Origin of the sequence: Kitasatospora brasiliensis, from assembly GCF_032654805.1 — a bacterium.
GTDB classification, from domain to species: domain Bacteria; phylum Actinomycetota; class Actinomycetes; order Streptomycetales; family Streptomycetaceae; genus Kitasatospora; species Kitasatospora brasiliensis.
Window position 1 is genome coordinate 626,861 of record NZ_JAUOOW010000007.1, and the last position, 21,170, is coordinate 648,030.

General features: G+C 74.5%; 2 protein-coding genes. Both read left to right on the top strand.

Going from position 1 to position 21,170, the window contains the following annotated elements; all coding sequences use genetic code 11:
* The first annotated feature begins 7 nt into the window (after positions 1-7).
* Entirely contained in the window at positions 8-2,008 is a 2,001-nt protein-coding gene (gene asnB, locus QWJ13_RS28510) for an asparagine synthase (glutamine-hydrolyzing) (protein ID WP_316528033.1), read from the top strand.
* Positions 2,005-21,114: an SDR family NAD(P)-dependent oxidoreductase gene (locus QWJ13_RS28515; protein ID WP_316528034.1), complete on the top strand. Its 19,110-nt coding sequence runs from the start codon at positions 2,005-2,007 to the stop codon at positions 21,112-21,114. The genes asnB and QWJ13_RS28515 overlap by 4 nt, the downstream gene beginning before the upstream one ends.
* The last annotated feature ends 56 nt before the right edge of the window (positions 21,115-21,170 follow it).

Consider the following 21,170-nt stretch of genomic DNA (forward strand, 5'->3'; position numbering starts at 1 on the left):
ACCATTCATGTGCGGACTGGCTGGGTTCCTCTCGACCCCACCGGCGTCCGGAGCGGCCGCCGAGGTGATCACCTCGATGCTGTCGACCATCCGCCACCGCGGACCGGACCAGGCCGGCTACTACCTGGACGACGGGCTCGCCATGGGCACCGTCCGGCTGGCGATCGTCGATCCCGCCGACGGCGCCCAGCCGATGGCGGACCCCGACGAGCGCCACTGGATCTGCTTCAACGGCGAGATCTACAACCATGTCGAGCTGCGCGCGGAGCTGGAGGGCCTCGGCCGCCCGTTCCGCACCGACCACTCGGACACCGAAGTGGCGCTCCAGGCCTGGATCCAGTGGGGCCCGGCCTGCTTCGCCCGCTTCAACGGCCCCTTCGCGCTCGCGATCAGGGACAACGTGACCGGCCGGCTCGTGCTGGCCCGCGACCGCTACGGCAAGCGCCCGCTGTACTACGCCGAGCAGGGCGGCGCCCTGCTGTTCGCCTCCGAGATGAAGTCCTTCGGCGCCTTCCCCGGCTTCCGCTTCGAGCTGTCCCCGCAGGACCTCGCCGCCATCTACGCGGTGTGGACGCCGCTGCCCGACCGTACGCCCTTCGCCGGTGTCCGCCAGCTGCCGATGGGCTCCTACCTGGAGGTCGACGGCGACCGGCGCTCGCTGCACCCGTACGAGGAACTCTCCTTCGACGTCCCGGGGTTCGACGGCACCGAGGCGCAGGCCGTCGAGTTCGTCCGGGAGAGCCTGCGCACCGCGGTGGAGCTGCGGCTGCGCTCCGACGTCGAGGTCGGCGTCTACCTGAGCGGCGGCCTGGACTCCTCGGTGGTGACGAGCCTGGCCACCCAGCTGTCCCGGCACCAGGTCCGCACCTTCTCGGTGGCGTTCAAGGACAAGAACTTCGACGAGTCCGACAGCCAGCTCCTGGTCGCCGAGCACCTGGGCACCGAGCACTGCGCCGTCCCGGTCACCGGCGCGGACATCGCCGACAACCTCCCGGCGGCGGTGTACCACGCCGAGATGCCCACCTTCCGGACCTCCTTCGTCCCGATGTTCCTGCTCTCCCGCCACGTCCGGGACGCCGGCATCAAGACCGTGCTCAGCGGCGAGGGCTCCGACGAGGCCTTCCTCGGCTACTCGCTGTTCCGGGAGACCATGCTGCGCGAGCGCTGGCACCGGCTCGACGACAGCGGACGGCGCGCCGCGCTCGCCACCCTGCACCCCGAGCTGGCGCACTTCGGCCCGGCCCACCAGAGCCATCTGCTGGGCCTGTACCAGCAGTTCGCCACCGAGCGAATGCCCGGCCTGTTCTCCCACGAACTGCGCTACCAGAACGGCAGGTTCGCGGCCCGGCTGCTCGCCTCCCGCGAGGACCCGTTCGCCGGCCTGCTCGACCTGGTCGCCCACGCGCCGGGCTACCGGGCCATGTCCGCGGTGCAGAAGGCCCAGTGGCTGGAGTACAAGACCCTGCTGCCCGGCTTCCTCCTCTCCACCCAGGGCGAGCGCGTCGCGCTGGCGCACAGCGTGGAGAACCGCTGCCCGTTCCTGGACCCGGCGGTCGTCCGGGCCGCCTCCTCGGTCAACCTCCGCTTCGACGACGGATGGAACGAGAAGGCGCTGCTGAAGAAGGCGTTCCGCGCCGAGCTGCCGCAGTGGACCACCTCCCGCCCCAAGCAGCCCTACCGCGCGCCGGGCAGCGAGGCGTTCAAGGAGAACCGCCCGGACTACCTCGAACTACTGCTGTCCGACGCCGAGTTGGGCAAGCTCGACTTCCTGGACCAGCGGTTCGCCCGCCGCCTGACGGACCGGATCATGACCTCGCCCGTCGAGGAGGTGAGCACCAAGGAGGACCAGGCCTTCGTCTACCTGCTCACCACCGCCGTGCTCCACCGCCAGTTCGTGCTGGACGGCGCGGGCCGTACCAGCGGCGCCCCGGCCGGGGCGCTCGACCTCAAGGTGACCGTGGACCGGCGCCGTTCCGTCCAGACCGTGAAGGAGACCCAGACCCGGTGACCACCGACGGCACGGCCATCATCGGGCTCGCCCTGCGCTTCCCCGGGGCCGACACCCTCCCCGACCTCTTCGACCACCTCGCCGCCGGACGCTCGCTGATCACCGAGGTCCCCGCCGAACGCTGGTCCAAGGAGCGCTACTTCGGCGACCCCCGCAGCGGCGGCGAACGGACCAACAGCATCTGGGCCGGGTTCATCGAGAACGCCGACCGCTTCGACGCCGCCTTCTTCAACATCTCCCCGCGCGAGGCCGAGACGATGGACCCGCAGCAGCGGATCGCCCTCGAACTCGCCTGGAAGGCCATCGAGGACGCCGGCTACCGCGCCAAGGACCTCGCCGGCAGCCGCACCGGCGTCTTCATGGGCCTGTGCCACGCCGACTACGCCGAGCTGATCGAACGCGACAACGTACCGACCGACGCCTACCTGCCGACCGGGACGGCCTACTCGATCGTCGCCAACCGGCTGTCCTACTACTTCGACCTGCACGGCCCGAGCATCGCCAACGACACCGCCTGCTCCAGCTCCCTGGTGTCGCTCTACGAGGCCGTGACCGCGCTGAACAACGGGGACTGCGAGCTGGCGCTGGCCGGCGGCGTGAACCTGTGCTGGTCCCCGAAGACCTTCATCGCCTTCAGCAAGGCCGGCATGCTCTCCCCCACCGGCCGGGCGCACGCCTTCGACCAGGACGCCGACGGCTTCGTCCGCGGCGAGGGCGGGGCGGTGCTGCTGCTCAAGCCGCTCGCCCGGGCGCTCGCGGACGGCGACCCGATCCACGGGGTGATCCGGGGCGTCGGCACCAACCACGGCGGCCGGACCAACTCGCTGACCGTGACCAGCCCGACGGCCCAGGCCGCGCTGATCGAGGACGTCTACACCCGGGCCGGCGTCGCCCCCGGCACGGTCGGCTACATCGAGGCGCACGGGCCCGGCACCCCGGTCGGCGACCCGATCGAGGTGGTCGGCCTCAAGCGCGCCTTCCGCAGCCTGCACGAGGCCGCCGGGACGCGGCCGACCCCGGGCACCACCGGCATCGGCTCGATCAAGACCAACATCGGGCACCTGGAATCCGCCGCCGGAGTGGCCGGCGTCGTCAAGGTGGTCGCCGCCATGGCGGCCGGCGAACTGCCCACGACCGTCAACTTCCAGGCCCTGAACCCGCTGATCTCCCTGGACGGCAGCCCCTTCTACATCGTCGACGGCACCCGGCCCTGGCCCGCCCCCGACGGCACGCCCCGCCGGGCCGGCGTCAGCTCCTTCGGCTTCGGCGGGACCAACGCCCACGTCCTGCTGGAGGAACCGCAGGACCGGCCCGCGCCCACCGACGGCCCGGGCCCGTACGTCGTCCCGCTGTCCGCCCGCAGCCCCGAGCGGCTGCGCGCCCTCGCCGGGCAGCTGCGCGAGCACCTGCTCGCCCCGGAGTCGGCGCTGCGGCCCCGCCTGGGCCTGGCCGACATCGCCCACACCCTGCGGGTCGGCCGCGAGCCGCTGGCCGTCCGGGCGGCGCTGGTCGTCGCGGACCGGGAACAGCTGGTCGCCGCCCTGGAGTCGCTCGCCACCGGGGAACTCCCGGCGGGCGGGCACGCCGACCCGGCCGGTGCCGCGCCGGAGGTGACGGCCGCGGTCGAGGACTGGCTGGGCGGCGGCGAGGCGCGCTGGCCGCACCACCCCGGCGCCCACCGGGTGCGGCTGCCCACCTACCCGTTCGCCCGGGACCGGCACTGGTACCGGGTGCCGGAGCCCGTCGGCGCCGCGGTGCCGGGGCAGCTGCACCCGCTCGTCCACCGCAACACCTCCGACCTGGCGCAGCAGCGCTACACCTCGGTCTTCACCGGCGCCGAGCCCTTCCTGGACGACCACCGGGTCGGCGGCCGCCGGGTGCTGCCCGCCGCCGCCTACGTCGAGATGGCCCGGGCCGCGGTGGAGTTCTCGGCCGCCGCCGAGGGCACCGTCCGGCTGCGCGACGTGGCCTGGCTGCGGCCGGTCACCGTCGACGACGGACCCGCCGAGGTGCTGGTCGAACTGACGCCCAGGAAGCAGGGGATCGCCGTCGAGTTCCGTCTGGACGGGACGCTGCACGCCACCGGCCACGCCGAACTCGTCCCGCCCGCGCCGCCGGCCCCGCTCGACCTGGACGCGCTGCGCGCCTCCTGCCCCGACCGGGCCGACCCGGCGGAGATCCACCGGCGGCTGCGCGCCCAGGGCCTGGAGTACGGCCCGGCCATGCGCGCCCTGCGGGAGCTGCGCACCGGCGCGGGCCGGGCGCTCGCCCGCATCCGGGCGACCGAGCCCGAGAACGGCGGGCACCTGCTGCCGCCGAGCCTGCTGGACGCGGCCTTCCAGGTCTCCGTCACGCTGATGGGCGATTCGGACGGTCCGACGCTGCCGCTGGCCCTGGACGAGGTCCTGGTCCACCGGCCGTGCCCGGCCGAGAGCTGGGCGTCCGTCCGGCGCAGCGGCGGCTCGGGGGCCGTGGCCACCTTCGACATCGACCTGTGCGACCGGGAGGGCGTGGTCCACGCGACCCTCCGGGGGCTCACCCAGCGAACCACCGCCGGGTCCGGCCCGCGCGGGGCCACCGCCTCCGGCTCGCGCGTCGTCACCGCCACCACCCGGTGGATCGACCGCCCGGCCTCCCCCGGCGGCACCGTCCGCACCGTCCACACCCCCGAGCTGCCGCAGGTCGCCCCCGCCGCCCCGGCCGAGGGCATCGACGCCGTGACGGACGCGGTGTTCGCGGCCGTCCGGGCCGTGCTGGCCGACCGGCCCACCACCGAGCACCGGTTCGTGGTGCTGGTGGACGGGCGGGTCCCGGCGCACTTCCACCGGCCGCTGGCGGGCCTGTTCCGCACCGTCGCGCTGGAGAACCCGCTGGTCTCCGGCCGGGTGGTGCGGGTCGACGGCCTGGCGGCCGCGGACCGGGCCGCGATCGAGCGGATCGTCGCCGAGGAGTGCGCCGACGAGAGCGCCGACAGCGAGGTGCGCCGCCGTGCCGACGGCGTCCGGCAGGTCCTGGAACCGGAAGAGCTGCCGCTCGGCGACGGCCCGGCCGTCCCGGAGCTGCGCACCGGCGGGGTGTACTGGGTGACCGGTGGCCTCGGCGGCATCGGCCCGCACCTCGCCCGCTACTTCGGCCGGGCGCAGGCCACCGTGGTGCTCAGCGGCCGCTCCCCGGCCGGCTCGCTCGACGCGCTGCGGGCGGACGGCGTCGACGCCCACTACCTGCCGGTGGACGTCACCGACGCCGAGCAGGTGCACGCCGCAATCGAGACGATCCTGCGGGACCACGGCTCGCTCCACGGCGTCTTCCACGCGGCCGGGCTGCTGCGTGACCAGTACCTGCTGCGCAAGGACCTGGCCGACGTCCGTACCGTGACGGCGCCGAAGGTCCGCGGCACGCTCAACCTGGACGCCGCCACCCGCCACCTCGGTCTGGACCACTTCGTCCTCTTCTCCTCGGTCGCCGGGGTGTACGGCAACCCGGGCCAGTCCGACTACGCCGCGGCCAACGCGTTCCTGGACGCCTTCGCCGCGCACCGGCAGTCCCTGGTGGACGCCGGGGAGCGCAGCGGCCGTACCGTCGCGGTGAGTTGGCCGCTGTGGGCCGAGGGCGGCATGGCGATGGACGAGGCCGGCCGGGAGGCGATGCGCCGCGAGCGGGGCTGGGAGCCGCTGCCCACCGAGGCGGGCCTGCGCGCCCTCGGCCGGGCGCTCGGCGCCGACGCCCCGGCCCACCTGGTGGTCGGCTACGGCGCGGGCGCCACGCTCGCGGCCCGTCCCGCCACGCCTCCGCCGCCCGCTGCGGCGCCGACGCGGGAGGTCGCCGACGGCGGGGACCTGACGGCGCGGACGGAGGACCTGCTGCGGCGGATCGTCGCCGAAGTCCTGCGCCACCCGCCGGAGCACCTCGATCCGGGCACCGATCTGATCGAGTACGGCATCGACTCGCTGAGCATCATGGGGGTGACCACCGAGCTGGAGAAGCTGTTCGGGCCGCTCTCCAAGACGATCTTCTTCGAGTATCTGAACATCGCCGACGTCGCCGCCCACTTCGTGGCGACCCGGCGGGAGCAGCTGGCGGCCGTCCTCGGCGAGGCGGAGCCGGCGGCCCCCGAACCCCTGGAGGCCCCCGAGCCTCGGGAGCCTGCCGAGCCGCTGGAGGCTGCCGAGCCGCCGCGCGCCTTCGAGCAGCACAGCACCGAGTCCGCGGCGCCCGTGGAGCCGGCCAGGCCCCGCGACGACCGGCACGACATCGCGATCATCGGGATATCCGGCCGCTACCCCGGCGCCGAGACCCTCGACGAGCTGTGGGAGCTGCTGGAGAACGGCCGGCACAGCTTCGAGGAGGTCCCCGCCGAGCGCTGGGACCACCGGATCGTCCACGACAGCGACCGGTCCGTCCGCGGAAAGAGCGTGATCCGCACCGGCACCTTCCTGCGCGACATCGACGCCTTCGACCCCCGGTACTTCCGGATCTCCAAGCGCGAGGCCGAGCAGATGTCCCCGGAGGTACGGCTGTTCCTCCAGGCCGGGGTGCAGGCGCTGGAGGACGCGGGCTACTCCCGGGAGACCATCCGGCGGCGCTACCAGGGCGACGTCGGCGTGCTGGTCGGCACGATGAGCAACCACTACAACCTGTACGGCTTCCAGAACAGCCTCACCCGGGGCGCGCCGCAGAGCGGCAGCTACACCGGGACGATCCCGAACATGCTGTCCTACTTCTACGGCCTGACCGGCCCGTCGATCTTCCTGGACACCATGTGCTCGGCCTCCTCGACCTGCGTCCACCAGGCCGTGCAGATGCTGCGGGCCGGCGAGTGCAAGATGGTGGTCGCGGGCGGCATCAACCTGCTGCTGCACCCGTACAACCTGATCACCTCCTCGGAGGAGCACTTCACCACCGGCACCTCCGACGTGATCCGCAGCTTCGGCGTCGGCGTGGACGGCACCATCCTCGGCGAGGGCGTCGGCGCGGTGGTGCTCAAACCGCTGGCCGACGCCGAACGGGACGGCGACCAGGTGTACGCCGTGATCAAGGGCACCGCCCTGTCCAACGCCGGTGTGCGCAACGGCTTCACCGTGCCGAGCCCGGCCATGCAGGCCCGCGCGGTCGAGAAGGCCGTCGAGGACGCCGGGATCGACCCGAGGACGATCGGCTACGTCGAGGGCCACGGCTCGGGCACCGCCCTGGGCGACCCGATCGAGGTGCGCGCCCTCACCTCGGCGTACCGGAAGTCCACCGCGGACAGCCAGTTCTGCGCGCTCGGCTCGGTCAAGGCCAACCTGGGCCACCTGCTCGCCGCCGCCGGCATGGTGGGCATGGCGAAGGTGCTGCTCCAACTGCGGCACGGCAAGCTGGTGCCCTCGCTGCACAGCACGGAGCTCAACCCGGACATCGACTTCGCCGACACCCCGTTCCGGGTCCAGCAGACCCTGGCCGACTGGCAGCCGGTGGTCACCACGGTCGACGGCCGGCAGGTCACCCACCCGCGCCGGGCCGGGATCACCTCGATCGGCGCCGGCGGCATGAACTCGCACATCATCCTGGAGGAGTACCCGCCCCGGCCGGTGCGCCAAGAACCGTTCGGCGAGCAGCTGTTCGTGTTCTCCGCGATGAACGAGGCCGCTCTCGGACGCTATCTGGCCGTCTTCCGCGACTACGTGGCCACCGCCCGCGAGGCCGACCTGCCCGACATCGCCTTCACCCTGCGGGTGGGCAAGAACGAACTACCGCACCGCTGGGCCTTCGTGGCCGCCGACCGGGCCGCCGCGCTGGCCGCCGTGGACGGCTACCTGGCGGGGCGACGAGACGTCCCGGACCACGAGCCGGCCCGGACCTGGCTCGCGGGCCGCAGCGTCGACTGGGACCAACTGCCCTCCGCCCGAAGGGTTTCGCTGCCCCCGTACCCCTTCGACAAGGTGCGCTGCTGGATCGAGCAGGACCCGGACGCACCGTCGGTGCTCGCCCCGCTGGCCTTCCGGGAGCGGCTGCACCCGTTCCTGGGCCGCAACGAGTCCGACGTGCGGGGCCTGCGCTACACCGCCGACATCCGGCTCGACGACCTCCAGGACTACACCTACCGGCACGACCGGCTGCCCGTCGTGGCGCCCACCTTCGCGCTGGACCTGGCGCTCGCCACCGCGAAGGTCACCGGGTACGCCGAGGAACCGGCCGTCCACGACCTGCGGGTGCTACGGCCGATCGACTGGGCGGCCACCGAGCGCCTGGTCACCGAGTTCGCCGACGGCCGCGGCCTGGTGCGGGCCGGGGACGGGCCTCCCGCCGTGGAGTTCACCGTACGGGCGGGCACCGCGCCCACCGGGCGGATCGACCTCGGCGGGCTGAGGCCGCTGCTGGACCGGGCGGGCTTCCTCGCCGAACTGGCCGAGGGCGGGGTCGTGCCCCGACCCGCCTCCTGCGCCGTCGACGGGGTGTCCACCACCCCGGACGGGCGGACCGTGCTGCACCTTTCCCGCCCCGAGTTCCAGCAGGACCACGTCCGACGGAACGTGAGCATCGAACCGTCCGTGCTCGCCGCGATCGCCCTCGGCGTGCAGTGGACGGCGCGCCGGGCCGGGGAGACCGACTGGCCGCGCGTCGCACCCCAGCGGATCGGGGCGGTCAGCGTCCGGGCCGGCGGGCCGGTGGCCCACCTCGTCCTCGATGCCCTCGATGCCTTCGACGGCGGGCGGATCGTGCTGGCCGATGGCTCCGGCGAGGTCCTCGGGGTGCTGGACGGCGTGCGGTGCGGCAGCGAGGCGAGCGCCCCGACTGCCGCTTCCGTCAAGCAAGTTCAGCCTGAGCCGCCCAAGGCCTCCGGGGTGGTGGACGCGCTGCGCGAGATCGCCGCCGGGCTGCTGAAGTTCGAGCCCTCGGAGCTCGATCCCCGCAGCGGCCTGGACGAGTTCGGCTTCGACTCCATCTCGCTGGTCTCCTTCGCCCGGCAGATCGAGGAGCGGTTCGGCGCCAAGGTGAGCCCGGCCGTCTTCTTCGACCTCCACACCCTGGAGGCGCTGGGCACCCACCTGGCCGAGGAGTACGGCGTCTCGGCCGCACCCGCCGTACCGGTGGCGACGGCCGCACCCGCGGTAGCGGTGGCGACGGCCGTACCGCCGCCGCCCGCCGTCGAGCCGCGGCCGCAGCCGCGTCCGGTCCGTCCCGACATGGACCCGCGCGCGCCGATCGCCGTGATCGGCGCGGCCGGCCGCTTCCCCGGCGCCCGCGACCTCGCCGAGTTCTGGGCGAACCTGCTGGCCGGGGCGGACTCCGTCACCGACTTCCCGCTGGACCGGTACGACGAGGCGCGGCGCCGGGCCATCACCGCCCTGGACTTCCCCCGGCGGATGGGCGTCCTCGGCGAGGTCGACGCCTTCGACGCGGCGTTCTTCCGCATCCTGCCGCGCGAGGCCGAACTGATGGACCCGCAGCAGCGCCTGGTACTGGAGACGGTCTGGCAGGCGCTGGAGGACAGCGCCCTCCGGCCCGGCCAACTGCCCGCCGACACCGGGGTGTTCATCGGTGTCACCGGCAACGACTACGCCACCCTGCTGACCGCCGACGGGGTTCGGCCGGACGCCTTCACCGCGACCGGCAACACCCACGCGATCCTGGCCAACCGGATCTCCTACCTGCTCGACGTGCGCGGCCCCAGCGAGCCGATCGACACCGCCTGCTCCAGCTCGCTGGTGGCGGTGCACCGCGCCATGGAGGCCATCCGCTCCGGCGCCTGCGAGCTGGCGATCGCGGGCGGGGTGAACGTCCTGCTGGACGCCGGCACCTTCGTCAGCGCCCACCGCGCGGGGATGCTCAGCCCGGACGGCGTGTGCCGCACCTTCGACACCGACGCCAACGGCTACGTGCGCGGCGAGGGCGTCGGGGCCGTGGTCCTCAAGTCGCTGGCAGCGGCCGAGCGGGACGGCGACCCGATCCTCGGAGTCCTCCGGGGCAGCGCCTACAACCACGGCGGACGGGCCAACTCGCTCACCGCGCCGAACGCCGACGCCCAGGCCGAGTTGGTGACGGCGGCGGTCGGCGAGCTCGACCCGGACACCATCGGCTACATCGAGGCCCACGGCACCGGCACGGCCCTCGGCGACCCGGTCGAGGTCCGCGCGCTGCGCACCGCGTTCCGCCGGCTCGGCCGGAGCGACGACGGCGCCTGCGGGCTGGGCTCGGTCAAGACCAACATCGGGCATCTGGAGGCCGCCGCGGGCATCGCCGGGCTGCTGAAGGTGCTGCTCGCGCTCCGGCACGGGGTGCGGCCCGCGACCAGGCACCTGCGGCGAGTCAACCCGTTCGTCGAACTCGCCGACGGGCCCTTCCACTTGGTGCAGGAGAACGAGCCCTGGCCGCGCCCCCGCGACCGGGACGGCCGGGACGCGCCGCGCCGGGCCGGGGTGAGCAGCTTCGGCTTCGGCGGCGTCAACGCCCATGTCGTGGTCGAGGAGTACGTCCCGGCCCACCCGGGCGGGGAGGAGCCCGCCGGGGAGGTCCTGGTGCCGCTGTCGGCGCGCACCGCAGGGCAGTTGACCGACCGGGCCCGTGATCTGCTGGCCTTCCTGGAGGCCTCGGACGGGGTGTCCCTGCGCTCGCTGGCCTGGACCCTGCGGGCCGGCCGGGAGGAGATGGCCGAACGGGTCGGCTGGACGGTCTCTTCGGTCGACCAACTCGCGCACTGCTTGCGGGCGTTCGTGGCCACCGGCGAGCGCGGCCCGGCCGCCGGCCGGCTGGCCCGCTGGCTCGCGGGTGAGGACGTCGGCCTGGCGCAGTGGTCCGACGGCGGCCCGTCGCCCGCCCGGCTGCGGCTGCCCGGCTACCCCTTCGCCCGGGACCGGTTCTGGTACCCGCGGCCCGAACCGACGGCCGCCGCGCCGGAAACCGCCACGTCGACCGAAGCGCAGGAGGCCGTCACGACCCTCTCCACCCCGCGCTGGGCTCCCGCGCCCGCCACTGCGTCGAGCCCCCGCCACGACCGCCGCGACCGCCACGAGCGCCGCATCGTCGTACTGTGCGGCGTCGACGGGGACATCCCCGGGGCGATCCGGCTGGACACGGCCAAGCGGCGGCCCGAGAGCCGGTTCCGCGATCTGTCCTGGAAGCTGCTGGAGACCGTCCGGCCCCTGGCGGCCGAGGGCGGCACGGCGCTGGTCCAGGTGGTCACCGACACCGCCGCCCTGGCCGGGCTGCTGCGCTCGGTGGCCAAGGAGCACCCCGGATTCCTCGGCCAGGCGATCGTCCTGGACCGCGCCACGGCCGCCCGCCCGGCGGCGATGGCGGCGGCGGTCGAGGAGAACGCCGACGGCGCGGACGACCTGGTCCGCTATCTCGACGGCGTCCGGCAGACCCGCACCTGGAGCCCTGTCGCCCCCTCCGCCACCGACTCCGCCCCGCCGTGGCGCGACGGCGGCGTCTACCTGGTCACCGGTGGGGCCGGCGGCATCGGCGCCGCGACGGCCCGCCGGATCGCCGCCGACGTCCGGCGGCCCACCCTCGTCCTCGCGGGCCGCTCACCGGCCGACGAGAGCGTGACGGCGCTGCTGGACGAGCTGCGCCGGGCCGGCGCGGTGGCGCGCTACGTGCGGGCCGACCTCTCGCGCTGGGAGGAGGTCCGCCACCTCGTCGCCGAGGCGGGCGAGGTCACCGGGGTGGTGCACGCCGCCGGTGTGGTCCGCGACGCCCTGCTCACGGACAAGACCGAGGCCCAGTGGCAGGAGGTGCTCGGTTCGAAGGCGGACGCCCTCGTCCATCTCGACCGGGCCACCGAGCACTGCCCGCTGGAGTTCCTGATCGCCTACTCCTCCGGCGCCGGGATCACCGGCAACCCGGGGCAGTGCGACTACGCGGCCGCCAACGCCTTCCTGGACGAGTTCGCCACCACCCGGAACGCCTCGGTCGCCCGGGGCGAGCGGCGCGGCCGGACGCTCTCCGTCGCCTGGCCGCTGTGGCGGGACGGCGGCATGGCCGTGGACGACCGCACCCGGGCCTATCTGTGGGAGGACCGGGGGCTGCTGCCGATGCCGACGGAGACCGGGCTCGCCGCCCTGGTCGACGCCTGGCACACCGGGGCGGACCAGGTCTGGGTCCACCACGGCGCGCCCGTCCCCGTACCGGCGCCCGTGTCCGCTCCCGCACCGGGGCCCGTGCCGGCGTCCCCGGCCGTGCTGGACCACCTGCGCCAGGTCTTCGCCGAGGTCAGCAAGCTCGCCCCCGAGGCGGTGGATCCGGACCGGTCGTTCGTCGACATCGGCCTCGACTCGGTGATGGTGATCCAGCTCAACCGCGCGCTCGCCCCGTTCTACCCCGGCGTCTCCTCGACCCTCTTCTACGAGCAGCCCACCCTGCGGGCGGTCGCCGCCAAGCTCGGCGGCGACCGACAGCCGGAGCCCGCCCCCCGGCCCGCACCGGCGCAGCGCTCCACCGCCCCCGACGAGCCCATCGCCGTCATCGGGCTGAGCGGCCGCTACCCGGGCGCCAGCGACCTGACGGCGTTCTGGGCGAACCTCCGCTCCGGCCGTGACTGCGTCCGGGAGCTGGACCGGTGGCCGCTGGACGGCTTCTTCGAGGCCGACCGCAACACGGCGGTGGCCGGCGGTCGCAGCTACAGCAAGTGGGGCGGATTCCTGGACGGATTCGCCGACTTCGACCCGCGGTTCTTCGGCATCGCCCCGCGCGACGCCTACGCGATGGACCCGCAGGAGAGGCTGTTCGTCCAGGCCGCCTGGGAGGTGCTGGAGGACGCCGGGTACACCCGGGCGCGCCTCGCCCGGCAACACGACCACCGGGTCGGGGTGTTCGCCGGCGTCACCAAGGTCGGGCACGCCCGGCACGGCGCGGGCCGACTGCCCTCGGGCGAACTCGTCGTCCCCGGGCTGTCGTTCGCCTCGCTGAGCGCCCGGGTCTCGTACCTGCTCGACCTGCGCGGACCGAGCCTGACCGTCGACACCATGTGCTCGGCCTCGCTCACCGCGATCCACGAGGCCTGCGAGCAACTGCGCAGCGGTGCCTGTGAGGTGGCGATCGCTGGTGGCGCCAACGTCTACTCCCACCCGCTGGACTACGTCGAGCTGTGCCGCTCCGGCATGCTCTCGGAGGACCGGTACTGCCGCAGCTTCGGCTCCGGCGGCCACGGGTTCGTCCCGGGCGAGGGAGCCGGCTGCGTGCTGCTCAAGCCGCTGTCCCGGGCGCTGGCCGACGGGGACCGGGTGCTCGGACTGATCCGCGCCACCGGCGTCAACCACGGTGGGCGCAGCACCGGTTACACCGTGCCGAGCCCGACCGCCCAGTCGGCGCTCATCCGCGAGGTGCTCGACCGGGCCGGCGTCTCGGCCCGGCAGATCGGCTACGTGGAGGCCCATGGCACCGGCACCGAGCTGGGCGACCCGATCGAGGTCGCCGGGCTGACGGGCGCGTTCCGACAGGACACCGCGGACCGGCAGTACTGCGCGCTCGGCTCGGTGAAGTCCGGCATCGGACACCTGGAGGCCGCGGCCGGCGTGGCGGGCCTCACCAAGGTGCTGCTCCAACTCGGACACCGGGAGCTGGTGCCCACCCTGCACGCCGAACAGCCCAACCCGAACATCGACTTCGAGTCCTCCCCCTTCCGGCTCCAGCGCGAACTGGCGCCCTGGCACAGTGACGGGCCGCGGATCGCCGCGGTGTCCTCCTTCGGTGCCGGCGGCTCCAACGCGCACGTGATCGTCGAGGAGTATCCCGTGCAACCCGCAGACGGCACCGAGGACGGCGCCGAGCAGGTCGTCGTCCTGTCCGCCCGGACACCCGAGCAACTCACCGCCTCCGTCGACCGGTTGGCCGCGTTCCTGGACCGGGAGCCGCGGACGCCACTGGCCGACGTCGCCTACACGCTCCAGACCGGCCGGGAGGCGATGGCCGAGCGGTACGCGGTCGCGGTCTCGTCGACCGCCGAGCTGCGAACCGCGCTGCGCGACGGCCGGGGCCACCGCGGCAGCGCCGGGGCCTCCGACGGGCTGCTCGCGGAGCTCGCCTCGGACGGCGAGTTGCAGGAGCTGCTCATCCAGCGGTGGAGCGCCGCCGGGGAGTTGTCCAAGGTCGCGGCGCTCTGGGCGTCCGGCGTCGACATCGACTGGCGGCGGCTGTACCCGCGGGCCCGGCGGACGGTCTCGCTGCCCACGTACCCGTTCGCCGCGGAGCGGTTCTGGATCGGCGACCTGCCCCCGGCCGGGGCCGAACCGGCTGCCGCGCCCGCGGCCGTATCCGTACCCGTATCCGCTGCCGCGGCCGTATCCGTACCCGTATCCGCTGCCGCACCCGTGGCCGTATCCGTACCCGCTGCCGCGCCCGTACCGGAACCACCGGTAGCGGTCAGGGAGCCCCAGCCGGTCGACCTGGACGAGCTGGTGCCCGCCCTGGTGCGGGAGAAGGTCGCCGCCGCCCTGGCGATGGACGCCTCGGAGGTGCTCGACGGGCTGGCCTTCGCCGACCTCGGCCTGGACTCCATCCTCGCCGTCCGGGTCGTCCACGAGCTCAACACCGCGCTCTCGCTGGACCTTTCGACCACGGTGGTGTTCGACCACAGCACGGTCGACCGGCTGGCCGCGCACCTGCTCGCCGAGCACCGCGAGGCGCTCGCACCCGCCCGTGCCGAGGAACCCGTCCGTACCGTCGAACCCGCCCCCGCACCCGTACCCGCACCCGCACCCGCACCTGCCAACCCAGCCCCCGGGCGCGGCCCGATCGCGATCGTCGGCATGAGCGGCCGCTTCCCCGGCGCCGACTCGCTGGACGACCTCTGGACCCGCCTGGAGCACGGCGACGACCTGGTGACCGGCGCCACCCGCTTCGGGCTCGACGGCGTCAGCCCCTGCACCCGGGGCGGCTTCCTCGACCGGATCGACGAGTTCGACGCGATGTTCTTCACCATCTCCGGCACCGAGGCCGCCGCGATGGACCCCCAGCAGCGGCTGCTGCTGGAGGAGTCCTGGAAGGCCCTGGAGGACGCCGGCTACGCGGGCCGGATGGAGCACCGCCGCTGCGGCGTGTACGTCGGCGCCTGGGCCGGGGACTACCTGGAGCTGCTCGACCAGGACGCCCCCGCGCAGGCCCTGTGGGGCAACATGGCCTCGGTGATCCCCAGCCGGGTCAGCTACGCCCTCGATCTCAAGGGCCCGGCGATCGCCGTCGACACCTCCTGCTCCAGCTCGCTGGTGGCGCTCGACCTGGCCTGCAAGGACCTCTGGTCCGGCGAGACCGAGATCGCTCTGGCCGGCGGGGTGTTCGTCCAGTCCACACCCCGGCTGTACGGGCTCGCCGGGCGCGCCGGGATGCTCTCCCCGAGCGGCCGCTGCCACAGCTTCGACCACCGGGCGGACGGCTTCGTCCCCGGTGAGGGCGTCGGGGTGGTGGTGCTCAAGAGGCTCGCCGACGCCCTGGCGGACGGCGACCACGTGCACGGCGTGATCAGGGCCGTCGGGGTCAACCAGGATGGCGCCACCAACGGGATCACCGCCCCCAGTTCGGTGTCCCAGGAGAGCCTGATCGGCGACCTGTACGAGCGCTGTGGCGTCGACGTGGAGCGGATCGGCCTGGTCGAGGCGCACGGCACCGGCACCCCGCTGGGCGATCCGATCGAATTCCGGGCGCTGGACCGGGTGTTCCGCGCCCGCACCGACCGCACCGAGTACTGCGCGCTGGGCTCGGTGAAGACCAACATCGGGCACGCCCAGTTCGCCGCCGGCATCGCGGGCGTCCTCAAGGTCCTGCTGGCACTGCGGCACCGGCGGATCCCCGCCTCGCTGAACTTCGAGGCGGCCAACGAGGCGGTGCCGCTGTCCGGCAGCCCGTTCTACGTCAACACCCAGGCCCGCGACTGGACTTCGCCCGAAGTCGGCGGTCCGCGCTGCGGCGTGGTGAGCTCGTTCGGCGCCAGCGGCACCAACGCCCATGTCGTGATCGAGGAGGCGCCGCCCGTCGAGCGGCCGCCGGCGCCGCGCACCGACCTCCCGGTGGTGCTGTCGGCGCGCACGGCGGACCAGCTCGCCGAGCAGCGGCGCCGCCTCGCCGCCCACCTGCGCGCCCACCCCTCGGTGGGCCTGGGCGACCTCGCCCACACCCTCTGGGTCGGCCGCAAGCGCTTCGAGCACCGCTTCGCCTGCCTGGTCTCCGACACCGCCGAGCTGCTCGCGGTCCTCGACGGCACCGCCCCCGCCCGCCCGGCCGCCGACACCCCGGCTCCGCCCGCGGCCCGCCTCGTCCCGCTGCCGACGTACCCGTTCGCCCGGGACCGGCACGGGCCGGCCGCCGGCCGCGACCGGCTCACCCTCGCCCGTACGGACGGCCTGCTGCGCGACCACGTCGTCCAGGGCCGGCACCTGCTGCCCGCCGTCGCCCACCTGGAGCTGGCCCGCCGCGCCCTGGGCGGCACCCGGCTCCGGATGACCAATGTGACCTGGGTCCAGCCGCTGGAGGTCGGCGAGGAGCCCGTCGAGGTGCTGGTCGACCTGCGCCCGACGGCCCGTGGCGGCCACCGGTTCGAAGTCTCGACCGGCGGGACCGTCCGCTGCGAGGGCACGGTGGCGCACTCGGACGCGCCGCGCCCGGCCCGGGTGGACCTCGCCGCGCTGCGCGCGAACTGCCCGGAGACGGTGACCGGCGAACAGATCCACCGGGCGCTGCGCTCGAAGGGCATCGAGCACGGCCCGAGCCTGCGGGCGATCCGACGGGCGCACGTGGGCTCCGACACGGTCCTCGCCGAACTGGCCCTGCCCGATTCCGCCGAGCCGGGGGCGCTGGCCCCCGCCCTGCTGGACTCGGCGATCCAGGCCACCGTGGCGGCGCACCTGACGCGACTGAGCGACACCGCGGTGCCGTTCGCGCTGGAACGGCTCGACCTGTTCGCCCCCTGCGTCCCGGCCATGACGGCCGTGGTGCGGGGCATCGGGGCCGGGCCGCTCGGCCGGCTCGACATCGACCTGGTGGACGAGGACGGCGAGGTCCGAGTGCGGCTGACGGGCTACAGCTCCCGCCGGACCGAACCGAAGGCCGAGCGGAAGGCCGAGAAGGCCGAACCCCTGGCCCGACCGCAGGCCGAACCGCGCGCCGAGGAGCCCGCCGACCCCGCCCTCTACGCCCCGGTCTGGGACCCGTTCCCCGCCACCGGCCCCCGCGTCCCCTCCCCCTCCGACCGCGTCCTGGTCGTCGGCGGCCCGACCCCGCTCGAAGGCGCCCTCGGCTGGCCGCTGCCGGCCTCGGCGACGATCGAGGAGGCGACGGCGGCGCTGCGCGGCCTCGGCCCGATCGACCACCTGGTGTGGGCCGCGCCCGAGAGCAAGCTGGCGCCCACCGACGCCGCCGGCTACACCGCCGCCCAACAGGACGGCGTGGTCGCGGCGTTCCGCCTGGTGAAGGCGCTGATCGCGGCGGGCTACGACGCCAAACCGCTCGGCATCACCCTGGTGACGACCCGCTCGCTCGCCACCCACCCGGACGATGCCGTCCAGCCCGCACACGCCGGACTGCACGGCCTGTTCGGCTCGCTGGGCCGCGAGTACGGCCACTGGACCGTGCGCCGGGTCGACCTGGACGGCTCCGGCTGGCCCGCCGACCTCACCGAACTGCCCGCCGACGGCCCCGACGACTCCTGGGTCCGCCGGGCCGGCCAGTGGCTCGCCCGCCGCTGGGCCCCCTGCGAGGCCCCGCAGCGCACGGTCTACCGGGAGGGCGGCGTGTACGTCGTCATCGGCGGCGCCGGCGGCCTGGGCTCGGCGTGGACCAGGCAGGTGGTCGACCAGCACGGCGCCCACGTCACCTGGATCGGCCGCCGGGCGCGGGACGCCGAGATCACCGAGCGGATCCGTACCGCCGGCGGGCCCGAGCACGTCCGCTACCTCCAGGCCGACGCGGCCGACCCGGCCGCGCTGCGCCGGGCCCTGGCCGAGGTGCGGCGCGAGCACCCCCGGGTGCACGGCGTCGTCCAGGCGGCCCTGGTGCTGCGGGACCGCACCTTCGCCCGGATGGACGAGGCCGACCTGCGCGCCGCCCTCTGCGCCAAGGTCGACGTGACGACCGCGATGGCCGAGGCCTTCGACGGCGAGCCACTGGACTTCGCCGTCCTGCTGTCCTCGATGCAGTCCTTCACCACCGCCGCCGGCCAGGGCAACTACGCGGCCGGCTGCACCTTCAGCGACGCCTACGCCCACGCCCTGGGCCGGCACTGGGACACCCCGGTGCGCACCATGAACTGGGGCTGGTGGGGCGGGCTCGGCAGCGTCACCTCCGAGTTCTACCGGGAGCGGATGACCAGGGTCGGGCTGGTGTCGATCGAGCCGCCCGAGGGGCTCGCCGCGCTGGACGCCCTGCTCGGCGGCGCGCAGCGCCAGCTCGCCTACATCCGCACCGACCGGCGCAACACCCTGCCCAACTTCGACCGCGCCACCCGGGTCGCCGCGCCCGGCCCGGCCGCGTTGCCGCTTCCCGGCGCGCTGCCGACCGGCTTCGACGACGCCGGCGCCGACCTGGACGAGGTCGTCCGCTGGCGCCGGGCCGAGCGGGACCCGTGGATCGCCAAGGTCCTCGCCGCCCAACTGGCCGGTGTCGACCGCGCATCCGTCCTGCCGCAGTACGCGCAGTGGTGGGAGCACTCGGAGCCGGCCCTGGTGCCGGCCGATCCGGTGGATGTCGTGCTGGCCCGCTGGGACCGGCAGTGCGAGCGCTGGTCGGTGGACGCCGACCGGGCGGCGGAGCTGCGGCTGGCCTCGGCGATGCTCCGGGCCCTGCCGGACATCCTGACCGGCCGTACCCGGCCCACCGACGTGATGTTCCCGCGCGGCTCCATGGAGCTGGTGGAGGGCTGCTACCGGAACAACCAGGTCGCCGACCTGTTCAACCGCGCCATGGCCAGGACGGCCGCCGCCCTGGTCGCCGACCGGCTGCGCCGGGAGCCGGACGCCCGGCTGCGCGTCCTGGAGATCGGCGCGGGCACCGGCGGCACCAGCGTGGGGATGTTCAAGGCCCTCCAGCCGTACGAGGGGAGCATCGAGCGCTACGTCTACACGGACGTGTCCAAGGCCTTCCTGAACCACGCTCGGGCCTCCTATGGTCCGGACGTCCCGTACCTGGACTGCCGGTTGCTCGACATCGAGCGGCCGCTGGCCGGGCAGGAGATCGACGAGGGCGCCTTCGACCTGGTCGTCGCGGCGAACGTGCTGCACGCGACCAGGGACACCCGCACCACCCTGCGCAACGCCAAGGCGGCGCTGCGGCCCGGGGGTTGGCTGCTGCTGAACGAGCTGTCGGCGTTCGACCTGTTCAGCCATGTGACCTTCGGCCTGCTGGAGGGCTGGTGGCTGTTCGACGACCGGTCTCTGCGGATTCCCGGCTCGCCGGCGCTGTCGCCGGAGAGCTGGCGGGACGTGCTGGCCGGCGAGGGCTTCCGCAGCGTCGTCTTCCCGGTGTCCCGGGCGCTGCCGCTCGGGCAGCAGGTCATCGCGGCGGAGAGCGACGGGGTGTCCCGGCAGCCGGTGGCTGAACCGCCGACGGCCCTGCCCGCAGCCCCTGCTGCGACGCCACCCGCGGCTGTGCCCGCCGCCCCGCCCGCCGCCACGCCCGTGGCCACGCCCGTGGCCACGCCCGTCGCCACGCCGCAGGCCGATGCGGCCGCGCTGATCCTGGCCAAGGCCGCGACCGTCCTCGGCATCCCGGCCGAGCGGATCGACGCCTCCGCGCCGCTCACCGACTACGGCCTGGACTCGATCCTGGTCCTCCAGCTCACCAACGCCCTGCGCGAGGACTTCGGCGAGGAGGTCTCCCCCACCCTGCTGTTCGAGGCCGAGAGCGTCGACGCCCTCTGCGCCCGCCTCACCGGCGCCGCCACCGGCCGCCAGTGGCCGCTGTCCAGCGGGCAACTGACGATGTACCGCGACCAGTTGCGCTGCCCGGAGTCCATCGCCTACCACCTCCCGATCCTCTTCGAGGTGCACGGCGAGCTCGACGAGGCGGCGCTGGAGCGCGCGGTCCGGGAGCAGTCCCGGATCCACCCGCTGCTGGGCGCGGTGATCACCGAGCGGGCGGGCGTCCCGTACCTGGCGGTGGATCCGGCCCGGGGCCCGTCCTTCACCCGGGTCGAGCTCACCGCCACCAGCCGGGCGGGCCGGCTGGCCGCGCTGCGCGAGCTGGTCGGCGTGCCCTTCGACCTGGCCGCCGGACCGCTGGTCCGGGCCCACCTGGTCGCCCTCCCCGACGGCCGGCTTCTGCTGCTGCTCACCGCGCACCACATCCTGCTGGACGGCACCTCCACGGCGGTGCTGGTCCGCACCCTGCGGGACTGCTACCTCGGCCGGGGTCGACTGCGCGGCGCCGAGTTCGGCGAATTCGTCGCCTGGGAGCAGGAGTTGCTGTCCGGCCCGCGCGGCCGACGCCACCGCGACCACTGGCTCGCGGAGCTGGACGGCGCGGACGGGACGCTTGACCTGCCCTACGACCGTCCGCCGGTCGCGGGGCGGCTGCCCCGGGCGGAGGCGATCGCGCTGCGGCTGCCGGCCGAGCTCGCCACCGAGGTCGCCTCGGCCGCGAAGCGGCACCGGGTCAGCGTCTCGACCGTGCTGCTCGCCGCCTACACCCGGCTGCTCCACCGGACGACCGGTCAGGAGGAGCTGATCACGGGCGTCACCACGGCCGCCCGCTACGAGGAGCGGTTCCAGGACGTGGTCGGCCAGTTCGCCAACTGCCTGCCGATCCGCTCCACCGCCATGGCGGACATCGCCGGGCAACTCCGGTCGCTGCACCGCCGGGTGGTGGCCGGGATCGAGCACGGCGCCTACCCGCTGGCCGAGATCACCCGGGCCCGGGGCGGCGACCCCGCCACCCTGGTGCGGACCAACTTCCTGTTCCAGAACTTCGACGGTGCCCGGCTGCTGACCGACGGATCCCCCACCGGGCCCGGCGAGTTGGACCTCCGCACCTTCGACGACCTGCCCTACCCGGGCGAGTACCCCCTCGCCCTGGAGGTCTACCAGGACGGCGACGGGTTCAAGGCCTTCCTCAAGTACGACACCCGGCTCTTCGAGGAGGCCACCGCCCGGCGGCTGGCGGACGGCTGGCTGGCGGCCGTCCGCGAGGTCGTGGACGCCGACTGACACAGAGGGGCCGGGCCCGCAGCGACTCGCTGCGGGCCCGGCCCCGTTTCCGATGG